13 protein-coding genes and 1 pseudogene are annotated in these 13,213 nt (G+C 67.2%); 10 read left to right on the top strand and 4 right to left on the bottom strand.

Annotation, left to right across the window (positions count from 1 at the left end; all coding sequences use genetic code 11):
- The first annotated feature begins 49 nt into the window (after positions 1-49).
- Positions 50-487 (top strand): hypothetical protein, encoded by a 438-nt coding sequence (locus JYK18_RS34485; RefSeq protein WP_206807576.1) that lies wholly within the window; start codon positions 50-52, stop codon positions 485-487.
- A 250-nt stretch (positions 488-737) separates the two neighbouring features.
- Here the strand turns inward: JYK18_RS34485 and JYK18_RS34480 are convergent, their stop codons facing one another.
- A complete protein-coding gene (locus JYK18_RS34480; protein WP_206807575.1) occupies positions 738-1,274 on the bottom strand; it encodes a hypothetical protein in 537 nt (178 codons plus the stop codon).
- A 124-nt stretch (positions 1,275-1,398) separates the two neighbouring features.
- Between JYK18_RS34480 and JYK18_RS34475 the strand changes: the two genes are divergently transcribed.
- From JYK18_RS34475 to JYK18_RS34465, 3 genes are read left to right on the top strand one after another with little or no spacing between them, the layout of a single operon-like run.
- The gene (locus JYK18_RS34475) at positions 1,399-1,986 is read left to right on the top strand and encodes a helix-turn-helix domain-containing protein (RefSeq protein WP_206807574.1); all 588 of its coding nucleotides are present in this window, start codon (positions 1,399-1,401) and stop codon (positions 1,984-1,986) included.
- Positions 1,987-2,000: 14 nt separating this feature from the next.
- Positions 2,001-2,321: a hypothetical protein gene (locus JYK18_RS34470; protein WP_206807573.1), complete on the top strand. Its 321-nt coding sequence runs from the start codon at positions 2,001-2,003 to the stop codon at positions 2,319-2,321.
- Positions 2,318-3,517 (top strand): hypothetical protein, encoded by a 1,200-nt coding sequence (locus JYK18_RS34465; protein WP_206807572.1) that lies wholly within the window; start codon positions 2,318-2,320, stop codon positions 3,515-3,517. The genes JYK18_RS34470 and JYK18_RS34465 overlap by 4 nt, the downstream gene beginning before the upstream one ends.
- Before the next feature lie 207 nt (positions 3,518-3,724).
- Here the strand turns inward: JYK18_RS34465 and JYK18_RS34460 are convergent, their stop codons facing one another.
- Positions 3,725-6,697, bottom strand: a complete 2,973-nt coding sequence (locus tag JYK18_RS34460; RefSeq protein WP_242582386.1) for a helix-turn-helix domain-containing protein — start codon at positions 6,695-6,697, stop codon at positions 3,725-3,727.
- Positions 6,698-6,835: 138 nt separating this feature from the next.
- Between JYK18_RS34460 and JYK18_RS34455 the strand changes: the two genes are divergently transcribed.
- The 4 genes and pseudogenes from JYK18_RS34455 to JYK18_RS48335 all read left to right on the top strand — a co-directional run bounded on the left by JYK18_RS34455 (position 6,836) and on the right by JYK18_RS48335 (position 9,001).
- On the top strand, positions 6,836-7,228 hold the full coding sequence (locus JYK18_RS34455; protein WP_206807571.1) for a peptidase inhibitor family I36 protein: 393 nt from the start codon (positions 6,836-6,838) through the stop codon (positions 7,226-7,228).
- 16 nt (positions 7,229-7,244) lie between these two features.
- The gene (locus JYK18_RS34450; protein ID WP_206807570.1) at positions 7,245-7,616 is read left to right on the top strand and encodes a peptidase inhibitor family I36 protein; all 372 of its coding nucleotides are present in this window, start codon (positions 7,245-7,247) and stop codon (positions 7,614-7,616) included.
- 517 nt (positions 7,617-8,133) lie between these two features.
- Positions 8,134-8,769 (top strand): annotated as a pseudogene (locus JYK18_RS48340) (IS3 family transposase); the annotation flags it as partial.
- Positions 8,770-8,773: 4 nt separating this feature from the next.
- The gene (locus JYK18_RS48335) at positions 8,774-9,001 is read left to right on the top strand and encodes an integrase core domain-containing protein (protein ID WP_206807569.1); all 228 of its coding nucleotides are present in this window, start codon (positions 8,774-8,776) and stop codon (positions 8,999-9,001) included.
- 44 nt (positions 9,002-9,045) lie between these two features.
- On the opposite strand, the gene JYK18_RS34435 is transcribed toward JYK18_RS48335, so the two are convergent.
- Positions 9,046-10,251 carry an IS110 family transposase gene (locus JYK18_RS34435; RefSeq protein ID WP_206800050.1) on the bottom strand — a complete coding sequence of 402 codons (1,206 nt, stop codon included), beginning with the start codon at positions 10,249-10,251 and terminating at the stop codon, positions 9,046-9,048.
- 827 nt (positions 10,252-11,078) lie between these two features.
- Here JYK18_RS34435 and JYK18_RS34430 point away from each other — a divergent pair.
- Positions 11,079-11,327 carry a hypothetical protein gene (locus JYK18_RS34430; protein ID WP_206807568.1) on the top strand — a complete coding sequence of 83 codons (249 nt, stop codon included), beginning with the start codon at positions 11,079-11,081 and terminating at the stop codon, positions 11,325-11,327.
- Entirely contained in the window at positions 11,324-11,809 is a 486-nt protein-coding gene (locus JYK18_RS34425) for a hypothetical protein (protein WP_206807567.1), read from the top strand. Before JYK18_RS34430 ends, JYK18_RS34425 begins: the two co-directional genes overlap by 4 nt.
- A 252-nt stretch (positions 11,810-12,061) precedes the next feature.
- Here the strand turns inward: JYK18_RS34425 and JYK18_RS34420 are convergent, their stop codons facing one another.
- A complete protein-coding gene (locus JYK18_RS34420) occupies positions 12,062-12,889 on the bottom strand; it encodes a hypothetical protein (RefSeq protein ID WP_206807566.1) in 828 nt (275 codons plus the stop codon).
- Positions 12,890-13,213: the final 324 nt, after the last annotated feature.

Below are 13,213 nucleotides of genomic sequence, written 5' to 3'. Positions count from 1 at the left end.
CACGAACACGTGCGACTGGGGTTCAGCACACCCAAAAACAGGAGGAATCATGAAGGTGAAAGCCGCCGTCGCCGGGCTTGCCATGGTCGCGGGGACGGTCATTACCGCCGCCCCGGCCCAGGCAACCTGGAACGACCCCCACGTCAACCTCAGCGGCCACCTCGACTGCGGCGGCGCACAGGAGGCGACCTGGGTTTGGTACGAGGCGTCCAATGGCGAGCGTGACTGGGCCGACACGTCGGTGTGGACCCGGGTCAACCGGTGGGTTCCGGGCGTGCTCAAGCTCGTCGAGGTCAAGTCCTACCGGATCAACCTGACGAACGTGTCCAAGGACGGCACCCAGCTGACCGTGAAGGTCGGCTGCAAGGGCGTGCTGGGTGGCCGGGTCAAGGAGTACCAGACCAGCTTCGGGGTCAACCGGCCGACGTTCGGCCGCAGCGCCACCCGGCACATCTGCTACGACGCCCCGCTCGGCTGCATCTGGTAGCGGGCCAGGGGCTCCGAACACCTTGCCTTAGTTCCCGCCGAAATCAGGCGGATATGTCTGGTACGCCGACCGGCGACGACGCCACAGGTAATTCCGTGTCACACCCCACTGCGGGCCCGGGCTGGTAGTGCTTGGGCCCGCAGTGGGGGCGCCGTAGTAACCGGGAAAATCGGGCGGATATGACCTGACCAGCAGTGATAGCCCCGCTCGCTCACTGCTGCTCCAGGCCGGGCCGTGAGCGGCTGTCTGGTCAGGCGGCCATGCTTACGGTGATGACGACGGCGGTGGCGTCGTCGCGATCATCCGAGGGTGCGCAGCGGGCAGCCTCGGCGACAAGCGTGTCGGCGAGGGCCTTCGGGTCGCGCTGGTGCTCACGCACGAGCACGGTCAGCCGGTCGTGCACGACGGTGGTGGGTGAGCCGGGTCGGACGACGGCGACCGCGGCGACCCCGTCGACCTCAACGAACTTGCTCCCGGGGTCGGCGAGCAGCTGCCCGGCGGTGAGCAACCCGGTCAGCGCGCCGTGGCGGGCGGCGAGCTGGACCGCGGTTTCGGTGCACAGCCACGCGGCCGTGGCGGTCGCCTCGCTGGTGCCTTTGCCGTCGACGACGGCGGCGGCGACGGTGCCGGCAGTGGCGTAGTGGGCGACCGCCGACGCGTCGCAGTTCAGGCCCGGGGTCCCGGCGCGGGTGGCAGTCGCCACCGTGGCGGTCAGCCCCGCCGCACCGCCCGGGGCACACAGGTTCCAGGTATGGCTGGCCGCGGTCGTGTCGATCGTGCAGGTCATGATCATGGTCCCTTTCGGTTTGCCGTCCGGGATCGGTCCCGGTCGTGCCCCCGCTCATCGTGGGTTCCAGGCGTTGCGGGAACCGTGGCGAAAAGCGTGGTGAACATCGCGGTCTGACCTTGCCGTGCGAGCGTGGGAAGGCACCCTGGAAGGGCTGGCCTCGGCGCGGGCCCGCGGCCGGGGCGGCGGCCGCCCGGCCAAGCTGACCCAGCACCAGCTCGACCAGGCCCAGCGCATGTACGACGCGGGCGAGGACACCGTCGCCGAGATCGCCGAGACCTTCCACGTGGCCCGCTCCACCCTCTACAAACAGCTGGCCGCCCACAAGGACGGCCGAGACTGCGCGCTGGTCGTCTACCGCAACACCCGGCCCGGCAAGGTCGACGCCGACACCAACCGCCGCTACGGCGAAACCGGCGCCAGCGAGAAAGTGCAGCTGGAGGCCGACCGCAAGTGGTTCCCGATCGCCCCCGCCCGCCGGCCGCGGCTCAAGGCAATCGTCTACGTCGTCAACGGCGTCGTCGCCCGGGTCCGGGCCGTCGACTCCGACCCGGACGCATGGAGCACCGACGACCGCGGCTACGCCGACGTCCCGGTCACCAAACCGCTGACCGAGCTGCAGATCGCCCGGCGGCTGCCGACCCTCGGCCTGACGCTCGGCGACCCGCGCCCGCACGTCAAGGGCAAGATCCGCGAATACCTCCCGCTGTGAAGGACCGATCCGAGATGAGCGCACCAAAACTGACCTCCCCGCAGGTCGCGCTGCTGCGTGCCGTCGCGGTAGGCGAGGTCTGCAATATGGGCAGCCACAGCTACTACGGCCGCGTCGACGGCGGCCGCCACCAGAAACTGACCGCGCGAGCGCGCGGGCTTCGCGACCTCGGGCTGATCAACCCGCACGGCGTGGCGATCAAACACGGCAAACCGATGCCGGCGACCGAGGAGTTCGCCGACCATTTCGTCGTCACCCTCACCCCGGCCAGTGAGCAGGCGCTTCATACCGGCGTCGTCGCGGTCGACGAAGGTCCGGTGGGTGATGAGCGGTGAAGTTCACGGCGCGGGACCACGTGATGGCGGTGCAGTACCCGGCCGAACCGGATGTGGTGCGTGAGGTCGAGATCCGCGGCTTGGCGCGCACGCTGGGCCTGAAACCGCACGTGCCATTCGACTACACCCGATTCTCCGGCGGACGAAACCTCCCGGACCGGGCAATCCTTCTCGGAGAAGGAAAAGAAGCGATCCGTGTTCCGCGAGGGCACTGGTTCATCGTCCACCCCCGATCGGGGAAGCCGTTGTTCGAGGTGCTGTCCGACGCCGATTTCCGGGGCGCGTTCGCCGGGCCGGACCGCAGTGTCGAGAGCGCCCGCGCGCTCACCGAGGCCGTCGCGGCCGAGGCGTACTACCACCTCGGCCGCCAGATCGAGCTGCGCTACCTCGACGCAGCCGACCACACCAGCGGGATGTGGGCGCACCCGGGGATGCAGGCGGTGATCGCCGACATCCGGGAGCAGTTGCGCGAACGGGACGCCGAGCTGTGGGAGGTGGTCGATCCCGGCGAGCAGCAACGGTGGGACCGCAACCGCGCCGTGCTTCCGGTCATCGTGCGGGTCCGGCCGGAGCTGAGCCGACACGGCGGCACCTACGGCCAGGCCCGCCACGCGGTCCCGGACACGGACACGCGCGGAAGCCGCCCGCACCGCGGCGGCCGAGCCTTGTGCGAGTCGGCGTCCCGTTCGGCGCCGATGCCACTCGGACCGGTGACCGTCGCGCCGCCGGACTGTCCGCGCTGCCTGACTCACCTGCGCCGCATCGCCGAACGCCGCGGCCTCGCGCTCGAAGAATCGCCAGCTCCGTCGCCACCTCACACCGACGACTCCGACAAGGTCGGTCCGGAGCGGCCCTCGGTCGCGGCGGACCTCGCCGAACTCGGCGACGGCTGGCAGCTGGTGCAGTACACCGACTCCGACCGATGGTGGCTGCTCCAGCACGACCGCATCCGCGGCTACATCCACCGCTACGCCAACATGTCCGGTAACAAAACCGGCTGGGAAGCATTCCAGTTCACCGGTCACAGCCGCTATCGCCACCTCCACGCGACCAGCGCCGCGAAGCACAGACCGAACTCCAGTTACCTGTGGCGCAGCGTCGCTCTTGCCGCCTGGGGCATCGCCACCACACCCCGGCACGAGACCCCCAACCCGACCTGGACCCGCAGCTGGCGGCCACCACGGAACACCTCCTGAAGTACCGCCCCGAACGGGGGTCAGAAGAGGGTGTCGGTGCTGATGGCGGTCCGAGCGGTCCGCCGCCGAGTGGGTCACTAGCAGGTGAACCTGCCGCTGCGCGGCACGGTGAGCGCCATCAGCTGCAGCATCGGGGCCGAGTCGTAGTCGCGCCGGGCTGTTATGCGCGGGGAACGTGGCCGTGCTGCGCCTCGGCTGAGATGCGGTCTAAGGACATGGCGACTGGAACTTCACCTCAGGGAAGTAGGCTTCCCACTCAGCAGGGCGTATTGAGACCTTCTGGTCCTTGCACACGGCGGCAGCCGCTGTCTCGGGATCAAGCTCCCAGCGCCAGGCATAGGTTTCGACTCCTGGCCCCGACGTGATTCCGACGAGGCTGCGATCGTTATCTCCGAAGGCCAAGGCTTTAACGACGCCCTGACGACCCGGAAGGCTGATTCTTGTTAACGTATGGTTGATTCTAATGTCTTGCACTAGAACTTCGCCCGCGCTCCCGAGTGCCACAAGTTGGTCGGTTTTGCTGAAATGAGCTGCAGTGAGGCCTCTTACGCCGATATTGCTGGGCGCCCGCTGTGTTGGCTGAAGCTGATCGTGCAGGTCCCAGACGGTCATGGTCTCGTAGTCGCTCTTTTTGGTAACGGCAAGTTTGCCGTGCGAGGAGAAATATAGATCTACGCGAGGACTGCCCGAAGGCAGTAGCTCTGTGGCCGAAAATGGCTCCCCTGTCGCGGACAACTTCCATAGCTTGATGGACTTGCTGTCCGCCAAAACCCGGAGGGAGTTGCTATCCAGTGCGGGATGCACGGGGCCGAGATGGGGAGAGGTTGCGAGAGCCTCGCTGCCTGCAAAAGAACGCAGGCTGGCGGCATTCAGTGTTCCTGTTTGATGAGGCCGGCGAGGGTCGGCGAGGTCCCAGATTCGCACGGTGCCGTTGAGTGTCCATATCGGCGGACTCGCGGTTGAGGTTTGCTCGCGGATGGTCTCCGCGGCGGCGAGCAGGCGACCATTAGGGCTTACCAGCGCATGACCGTAGGTACCGGGCAGGATTGCCATTTCCGTCGGAGGTTTTAGCTCTGTCGCGTCTGATATATGTACCCGGTTCTCTCGGTCGATTGTCGCTACCATTCCGTCGTCGCTCATGCTTGCTTCAACGCCGCCAGGCAGGTCGCCGAGCGAAAGATCGTCCTGGTTTTTGTTCCACAAGATAGTGCGGTCCCGTTCGAGGTCGCCGACCAGAAATGCCTGGCCGCTTCCTCGAATGGCTGAGGCGGTTGCCGCGCCTGATTGGAGAACAGCTTTGCTGGTTACTCCGGACATGGCGATCAAGCTGTCGCGAGTTGCAGGTGTTGGCGCAAGCCGGTAGGCGGCCAGGCTGAGCTGCGCTGCGAGCGAAGGACTGGTCTGGCTCAATTCCACGACTTGACTGGTGACCCCGAGGGCCAAGGCGGTGTTGCGCTCGAGAACCGCCCGCTTCTCGGCGTTGCTGGCGTATATCGTGGCGGTCGCCGCGACGAGCAGGAGCACCGTGAGGACGGCGATCAGACGGCGTTGCTGGCGTATGGATCGCTTTTTCGCCGCCTGCTCGCGATGCTCGGCGGCGACGCTGGCGTCAAGGAACGCCCTTTCCTTGCTGTTGGGTGCGCTGGCGCGGTTGGCCCAGTCGGTAAGGACAGCCAGCCTCGTCCCACGCAAGAGCGCGGTGTCATGCCGGTCGTGGCGTTCCCATGCCGCCGTCGCCTCGGTGAGTTCGCGCTGGGCGCGCAGCCCGTCACCGTCCTCAGCAAGCCAACCAGCAAGGCGCGGCCATGCCTTGATAAGGACTTCGTGGGCGAGTTCGAGACCGCCATGATCCTGCACCAACAGCCGTGCCTGGACCAGCTGGGCGACGACGTCGGCGAGGGCTGGATCATCGCCGAGTTCGTCGGCGCCGATTCGGCGTTTGGTCCCCTCAGTGTCCTCCCCAACCGTGACGAGGCGATGGAACAGGTCCCGGGCGATGGTTTGCCCACCTTCATCGAGCCCGGTGAACACGGCCTCAGCAGTGTTGGCCAGCGCGCCGTCGAATGCGCCCGTGGCCTGGTAGCCGGCCAAGGTGAGGGTATGGCCTTTGCGGCGGAACCAGGTCTGCAGCAGAGCGTGGGAGAACAGCGGCAGCGCGCCTGGCTGCCCGTGAGCCTGCGTTACCAGCGTGGCGAGCAGACTATTTTCGACCGCGCACCGGGCCTGAACAGCAGGTTGGACGATAGCCCGCCGCAGTTCGTCCGGTGCCATGGGACCCACGGTGACCTGGGCATCCTGAAGCGCTTCGACCAGCTCTGGCAGACGCGCACAGTGCGGGTAGAAGTCGGCGCGGACGCCGAGCACCACACGACAACGGCTCCGCGGCACGCTGGCCGCGGTGAGGATGAGGGTGGTGAAACGCTCCCGTTCCTGCTTGTCGGTACACAGGGTGAACAGTTCCTCGAACTGGTCCACGACCAGGACGATCTCGGCTTCGGCTGGTTCGGTTGCCAGAGCTTGCCGCACGAAGCGGTGCAGGGCGCGCGGCTCACCAGCCAGTTCGGTGTGCACTCTCCCGGGAAGGTCACCGGTGACCCGCGCGAGATGGATCGCGCACTCCTCGACCGGGTGAGGCCCCGGGGTGAAACAGAGGACGATGCCACCCAACTGCGGGATCAGCCCCGCGCGCAACACCGAGGACTTCCCGGACCCCGACGGCCCGAACACCGCCACGAATCTCTGCCTCGCCAACCGCGCCACCAGATCATCAACAAGCCGCTCTCGCCCGAAGAACATCGCGGCGTCGTCAGGGCCATACGCGCGCAACCCGACGTAGGGCGCCGGCTGGTCATCGCCTTCATCGTCGACCGGGCTGCAGGTGTGCAACTCCGCCGCGGCGGCACGCCATTGCCGCTCCCACTGCTCGACGTCGCCGCCGCACGCCCGGACGTAGGCCAGCGTCACGTCGAGGCTGGGCAGACGGCGCCCTCCCGCCGCGTCCGACAGCGTGGTGGAGGAGAAATGTGATCGCCGAGCCAGCTCCCGATACGGCGGACTCCCCGCCTTCCTACGCAGTTCTCGCAGGTCAGCGGCGAACATCGTCAGCAACGACCCATCCAGTTCCAGCGGTCGCTCAGCACGCGGCACTGTCCCCAACCCCTCCCCGAGTCGATCGTCCATTGTCCGGAGGTTGTTGTCCGGCGTCCACGACTCCGGCGCCGGACAACCCATCAGGCCTACACCGGTGGCACTGCCTCGCTTACCCAGGAGGCCGCGCAGCCGGACCGTCCGGCAGCGCAAACACGGAAAGGCACAAAAATGCGCTGGTTCACCAAGCTCGGCGTCGCACTCGGACTTGTCGCACTGGCCGCGGTCGCACCGGCTACTGCCGCCTCGGCGGGGCCGCGCCACACCGAAACGGACGTGTCGATCACCGCCTACAGCGACTGCCCCAGCGGCTGGTTCTGCGTGTGGTCGGGCACAGGCGGCCAGGGGACGATGGCCCGCTTCCAGATCGGCACACCCGACCTCGGCGACTTCGGCCTGGACAACCGAGTGTCCTCGCTGTGGAACCGGACCGGGGCCCTCTGGTGCACCTACCTCAACACCAACTACTCCGGAGATCCGTGGTCCGTGGGCAACTGGCAGGGCAACACCTCCCAGTACGGCAGGGACAACAACATCAGCTCCCTGCGCCGCGGCGCCTGCTGAGAACGGAGCCACCGTCATGCCCTGGATCACCAGCCTCTGCTCCGCGGTGGGCCTCGCCATCCTCGCCGCAACCACACCGGCAACCGCCACCACGGCGACGCAGAGCCCCGCCGACACGGCCCCGAGCGCGACCCTGGAGTGCCCCACAGGGTGGTTGTGCGCCTGGAACCACGACTCCAGCAGAAGGCTGGCCACCCAGGTCAGCATCCCTGACCTCAGAGCGGTCAACATGGACAACCAGATCAACGTGCTCTGGAACCGCACCAGCGTGCCCTGGTGTGCCTTCGAAGGAGCCCACTACACCGGGCAGTCTGTGAGGGTCGGTAAGTCACTAAGCCCCGCGATTCCGCTACAGGAGGAGATCAGTTCGCTCTTGCGCGGCTGTTAACTGGACGCCAACAAGCGCTCGGTCGGTGTCGAAGTGAACGAGACGCTTCGACACCAACCGGCGGCTGCCTGGCCAGCAACCGCGGACACGGACCTCGCGCTCGACGACAGGTCATGGTCGGGGCCAGATTCGTTCTTCGTCGCCGAGGACGGCGCCGAACAGCGCGTGCCCTGGTCGTTCATGCCGGACGTGGTCGCCGAGCTGGTTCGTTCTGCTCTACCGCGGGCGGCGGAATTACCCCGGCTGGTGCTGGTCGGCCACGATGGGCGGTTGGATCGGGTTCGAGTCGTGGGTGGAGTGGGATCACTTGGTCGCGCTGGACTTCGACTCGAGCGTGGTGCGGATCGTGTCGCAACCGTGCTGGCCGTGGTGGGGGTACCCCGGCCGGGAAGCGCCGGCGGCACATTCCGGGCTTCCTGGTCCTGCTGGAGGACGATTCCGCCAACGGCGCGGTGCTGGTGCTTGATTCACGTCTTTTGCGGAAGGCAGCCGCCTATTTCGCGCAGGAGATGGGTCGTTGACCTGCAGCTACCGGTTCATCTCCGAACATCGCGACGTCTTCGGTGTCGCCCGGCTGTGCCGTGTTCTTCGGGTGCGCCGCCCGGGGTTTTATGAGTGGCTGGCCGCGGCGCCGGCCCGGGAGGAACGCGCCGCGGGTGAGATCGCCGAGATCCATGCTGGTCACCGGGGTGCTTACGGCAGTCCCCGGGTGACCGCGGAGTTGCGGCGCCGTGGTCGGGTGGTCAACCACAAACGGGTCGAGCGGGTGATGCGGGAGCGGGAGATCGTCGGGCTCACCCGGCGCCGGCGGCACTGCCTGACCAGGCCAGAGCGCGCTGCGGTTGCTCCTGCGGATGTGATCGGGCGGGATTTCACCGCCGTGGCGCCTGGGCGTCGGCTGGTCGGTGATATCACCTATCTGCCCACCGAGGCGGGCTGGCTGTATCTGGCGACCGTGCTCGATCTGCATACCTGTGAAGTCGTCGGGCACGCGATGAGCAGGTACTTGCGCGCCGATCTGGCCTGTGACGCACTCACTCTCGCCGCCGGCCGTGGCCTCATCGGCAAGGACGCGGTGTTCCATTCCGATCGCGGCACGCAGTACAAGTCGGCGGAATTCCGCCGGACCCTGACCGCGCTGGGTGTCCGGCCCTCGAATGGGTCGGGCGGGTTCCTGCTACGACAACGCCGTCGCGGAGTCGTTCTTCGCCACCCTCAAAACCGAGATCGGCACCCGAACCTGGACCACTCGTCACCAGGCCCGCCAGGCCGTGTTCGCTTACCTGGCCTACTACAACCACGATCGTCTACATTCGACACTCGGCTACCGCACCCCACACGAAACCCGCAGCAGCTACAGTCCACCCACCACCCACGCAGCATGAAACCCCGGTGTCCGATTCCCGGGGGGGGTGTCCCTATGAGTTTGTCAAGCGGCTGCTGCGGCGTGGGTTGGTTCGGGGTGTCGGTAGCGGGCTCCGTTTCGGAGCATGGCGTAGAGGACGTCGCAGCGTCGTCGGGCGAGGCAGATGAGGGCGGCGTTGTGTTTCTTGCCCTCGGCTCTCTTGCGGTCGTAGTAGGCGCGGCTGGTCGGGTCGTGCAGTGCGGCGAAGGCGGCGAGGAAGAACGCGCGTTTGAGTTTGCGGTTGCCGGTGCGGGCGGGGTGTTCGCCTTTGATGCTGGTGCCCGAGGTGCGGGTGACCGGGGCGATGCCGGCGTAGGCGGCCAGGTGGGCGGAGCTGGCGAAGTTGGAGGCGTCGCCGATTTCGAGCAGGATGCGGGCGGCGGTCCTGATCCCGATGCCGGGCATCGAGGTCAGGACCCCGGCAAGAGGGTGCGCATCGAGAATCTCCTCGACCTCGGTGGCGAGTTGTGTGCGTTGCTGGAGCACGGTTTTGAGGCTGTCGGCGAGTCTGGGCAGCACGGTGTCCGCGGCGGTGGTTCCGGGGACGGTGACGGTTTGCTCGTCCAGTGCGTCGAGGATCGCGGTGACGAGTGTGTCGCCCATGCGCGGGGCGTGAACCTTCGCGATGGCAGTGAGTTTGCGGCGCCCGGCCTTGCGGATTCCGGTGGGGCCACCGCAACGGGACAGGATTTCCAGGACCGCCGGATGACTGATCTTCGGGCCGATCGCGCGTTCGAGGGCGGGGTGGACGCCGGTGAGCAGCCCGCGGATGCGGTTGGCGATCCGGGTGGCTTCGCCGGCCAGGTCGTCGTCGAAGCCGACCAGCACTTCCAGCTCGGCCAGGGTGTCGTCCCCGACGTCGACCGGGCGCAGCGTGTGCGGCAGCGAGCGGGCCGCGTCGGCGATGATGAACGCGTCGCGAGCATCGGTTTTGGCCTTGCCCGGGTAGAGATCGGCGATGCGGCGCATCGCCAGCCCGGGCAGATAGGCGACTTGGTGACCGGCTGCGCGGGCGACGGCGACCGGCAGCGCGCCGATCGTGGCTGGCTGATCAACCACGACCAGCAGCGGACCGAGCTGGGCGAGCTTGTCGAACAACGCGCGAAGTTTGGGTTCGCTGTTGGGCAAGGGCCCGTCATGCAGCCGCTTGCCAGCCGGATCCAGGCCCACCGCGTGGTGGCTGCCCTTGCCGACGTCAAGGCCGAGGAACACGCCGAAACTGCTGGTCATGCACGGTTCTTTCGTCCGTCGCGGGTGGTCGCCGGTCAGGCATCGATGGCCGGCACCCACGTTACGACGAGACCTGCCCTGCGGGCGGCCGTGTCCCTATTCAGCGGTCCCTCGATGCCGCCAGGCCCGGTGACACCACCCCCCGGATCATGGACTCGACTGGGGGCATCAGTCATGCCGAACCTGGCGACCACAGCTCCTTGATCAGGAACTACGAAAAAGGTAACGGGGGGGAACCTCACATAGTCCGTCTTACCGGGGAACGGGATGCCATAGTCTGCACCCGGCCCGGAACCGCGCTGTGTCGCGCGGTTCCGGGCACTGCAAGGGATGCGATCCTGCCGGAAGTGACTATCGCCGCCCCGATTCCTGGCCACATGTGCAGCCGGCGTCCTGCGGGCGGCTGCGGCCCGATTGAGGTCCATACGGCGGACCGGCCAGGACGCGAGGACCGGCCGTGTCGTCACGGCGGTGTAGCAGGAAGAGGAAGGTCAGTTTCATCCCGTAGGCGATCAGGATCCCGAGGGCGGCAACGGCCACGATCAGGACGGGGGCGGGCAGCGGCATACGAATCTCCGTTCAGCCGGGGGAACTCGCCTCCGGGAGGAGGAGCGAGGTCCGCAGTGATGTACTCGTTCAGCCTCCGCCCCGCTTGCGGCCCGTGGTGAGGTTCGAGGCGGTATGAGGCAAGGTGGGGAGAGTGGTGAGGTGATCTGGGGTGCCCGGAGGTGGGGTCGATGCCACGGCTAAGGCGACCGGTTCTCGGTGAGGGACCACTGAAGCGTCTGAACAATGCCCTTCACGAGCTGCACGGCAGGGCACATCACTTGAGCCTGGGCAGGATCGCGAAGGAGATCAAGAACGAGAAGTCGAATCGTCACCAGATCTCGGACGAGACCGTGCGGCGCGCGTTCAGCAACCCGCAGATTCCGCCCCAGGAGAACCTTCTCATGATCGTCGATGCCCTCGCGCGGAACGTCCGGGGCTCTACCGCCGACTTCGTGGAGGAGGAGTGTGTGACCGGTTCAGCCGTCTCCTGCACGAGGCGTACGCCGCCGAGGAAGCAGCAGCGGTGAGCGCCCTGGCAGCGGAGGGCGCCAAAGAAGTGTCCCTTGCAGAATCCGACGAACTCCGTGCTGCCCCTGGGGACGAAGTCGCCGGTGTGGCCGTCTTGACGGCCACACCTCATTCGCGACTGGCGACCTTGATGATCAACACCCTTGCCCGCGAGTATGACGCTGAGTCGTTGGAAGCCTGGTTCGATCCTAAAAGCCCCGAAGACGCGATGGTCCTCTCGGAGCTAGTCGTGGACGTGATGGCCGAGAACGGCGATGTGGACAACCTGCGGGCGAAGACCGACGCCGGTGACGCCTACGCGGGGCAGCGACTCGCCGAGTACTTCGCAGAGCAGGGCGATCAAGAGGAGCTTCAGGCCCTCGCACACGACCAGTACCAGCTGAATTATTGGCACTGGGCTGACCACCCCAGTTGGTATCGGAGTGAACCCGCCGAGCCGCTCGATGTGCGGATCCGGCGTCGGCAACCCCCCATCGGCTGAGGTCCACGGCCACACAAGCCGAGGCCCTGGTCCTTAGTCCGTCGGGTAGCTTCAGTGTGATGGTCCTAGCGGGCGGGTCACGGTAGCTATGCGTGCTACTGGCCGAAAGTCACGTCGGAAATCCAGACGTCGACGTCACCAGGGACATCGTCCGTGGTGCGCCCCGCGTAGCAGCCGCCAGATCCTCCAACACCTTCTTCTCCACGGCCACGTGCGCCGCGACGGTCGTGCGGTAGGCGTGGAGACGCGCAGTCAGTTGTCGGCTGCTCCGCTGCGAGGCGAGTTGGCGTAGGGGTGCTCGCGGACCCAGCGGTCGCCGTGGATGGCCCGCACGACCCCGCCGGAGCTGGAGCCGGCGGCCAACCACAGCTGGCTCAGGCCGCCGGGAAGGTCCGGTGGCTCGCTCGGGAGCGGGCCACCGAAATAGAGGTTGTCGGTCACTGCGAAGGTGAACGCCGACATCCGTACCCACAAGAACAGGTGCCGGTCGTCGTGGCCGTCCTTGCCGAGCTTGGCCAGCTTCGACTGCATCGTCGGCGACTCCAGGTGGGTTGCAAGTTCGCCCGGGAGGAGGCGCTCGCCACCGCCGGCGGCACCGCCGATGCCGTCGGCCATAATCCAGACCTCTGGTGGCTGCGCGGTGCTGCTGCGGGCGACGTCGGCCGAGACCCCAGCATCGACCGCCTCGGCCACCGCGGAGCTGACGTGTCCGAGCAGGGCGGCCCCGTAAAGCTGCTCGAGCGAGCCTGCGTCGTGTTCTTCGCACGTCAGCAGGAGTGCGTCGATGCCTTTGAGGTCCCTCGGCGGGAAGTCGCGCGGCACGGTGACGATCCAGTTGTTGCGCAAGCCGGCCACCGTGTAGCGGCTCTTGGCCCGGTCGGCCAGGACGGCGGTGATCGCGGCCTCAGCTTGCGGGCCGAGCGAGGAGATCTCCAGGACGCCGGTGCGCCCGTCGGGGTAGTGCAGCAGCCCGTCGACGACGTTCGGCCGATCACCGAGGTCATAGGGCTCGACCCGCGCACTCAGGACGCGCTCGACGACCGCGAATGCCGCCTGCTCGTCACTGCGTTCTCGTGTCATAGCATCAGTATCGCGGGCAGGCGGTGTCGCACCACATCACCACGCTCGCTGTGCGCCGAACTACTGATCGGCGGGCCGGAACGGATCATGTCTCCGGCGACCAGCCCGGCCGCCTTCGTTGGTCGAGGACGGGAGCACCGGGTCGGTGTTCATGCCCGTCCAGGAGTTCCTCGATAGCTCGGTCGAGACACTCGACCCCGTTGAGGATCGCGCGAACGGCCAGATCGACCGGCGGGCGCCCAGAGGTGGCGAAGTCGATCCGTTTTCGGTGGTCACACCTGCGTCCTCTCGCGCTGGTTCTGGTCGGTCATGGGGTATTGCGCC

Source organism: Amycolatopsis sp. 195334CR (genome assembly GCF_017309385.1).
In the GTDB taxonomy this organism is placed as follows: Bacteria; Actinomycetota; Actinomycetes; order Mycobacteriales; family Pseudonocardiaceae; genus Amycolatopsis.
Note: the sequence above shows the minus strand (reverse complement) of the source record. Positions and strands in the feature narration are given on the sequence as shown.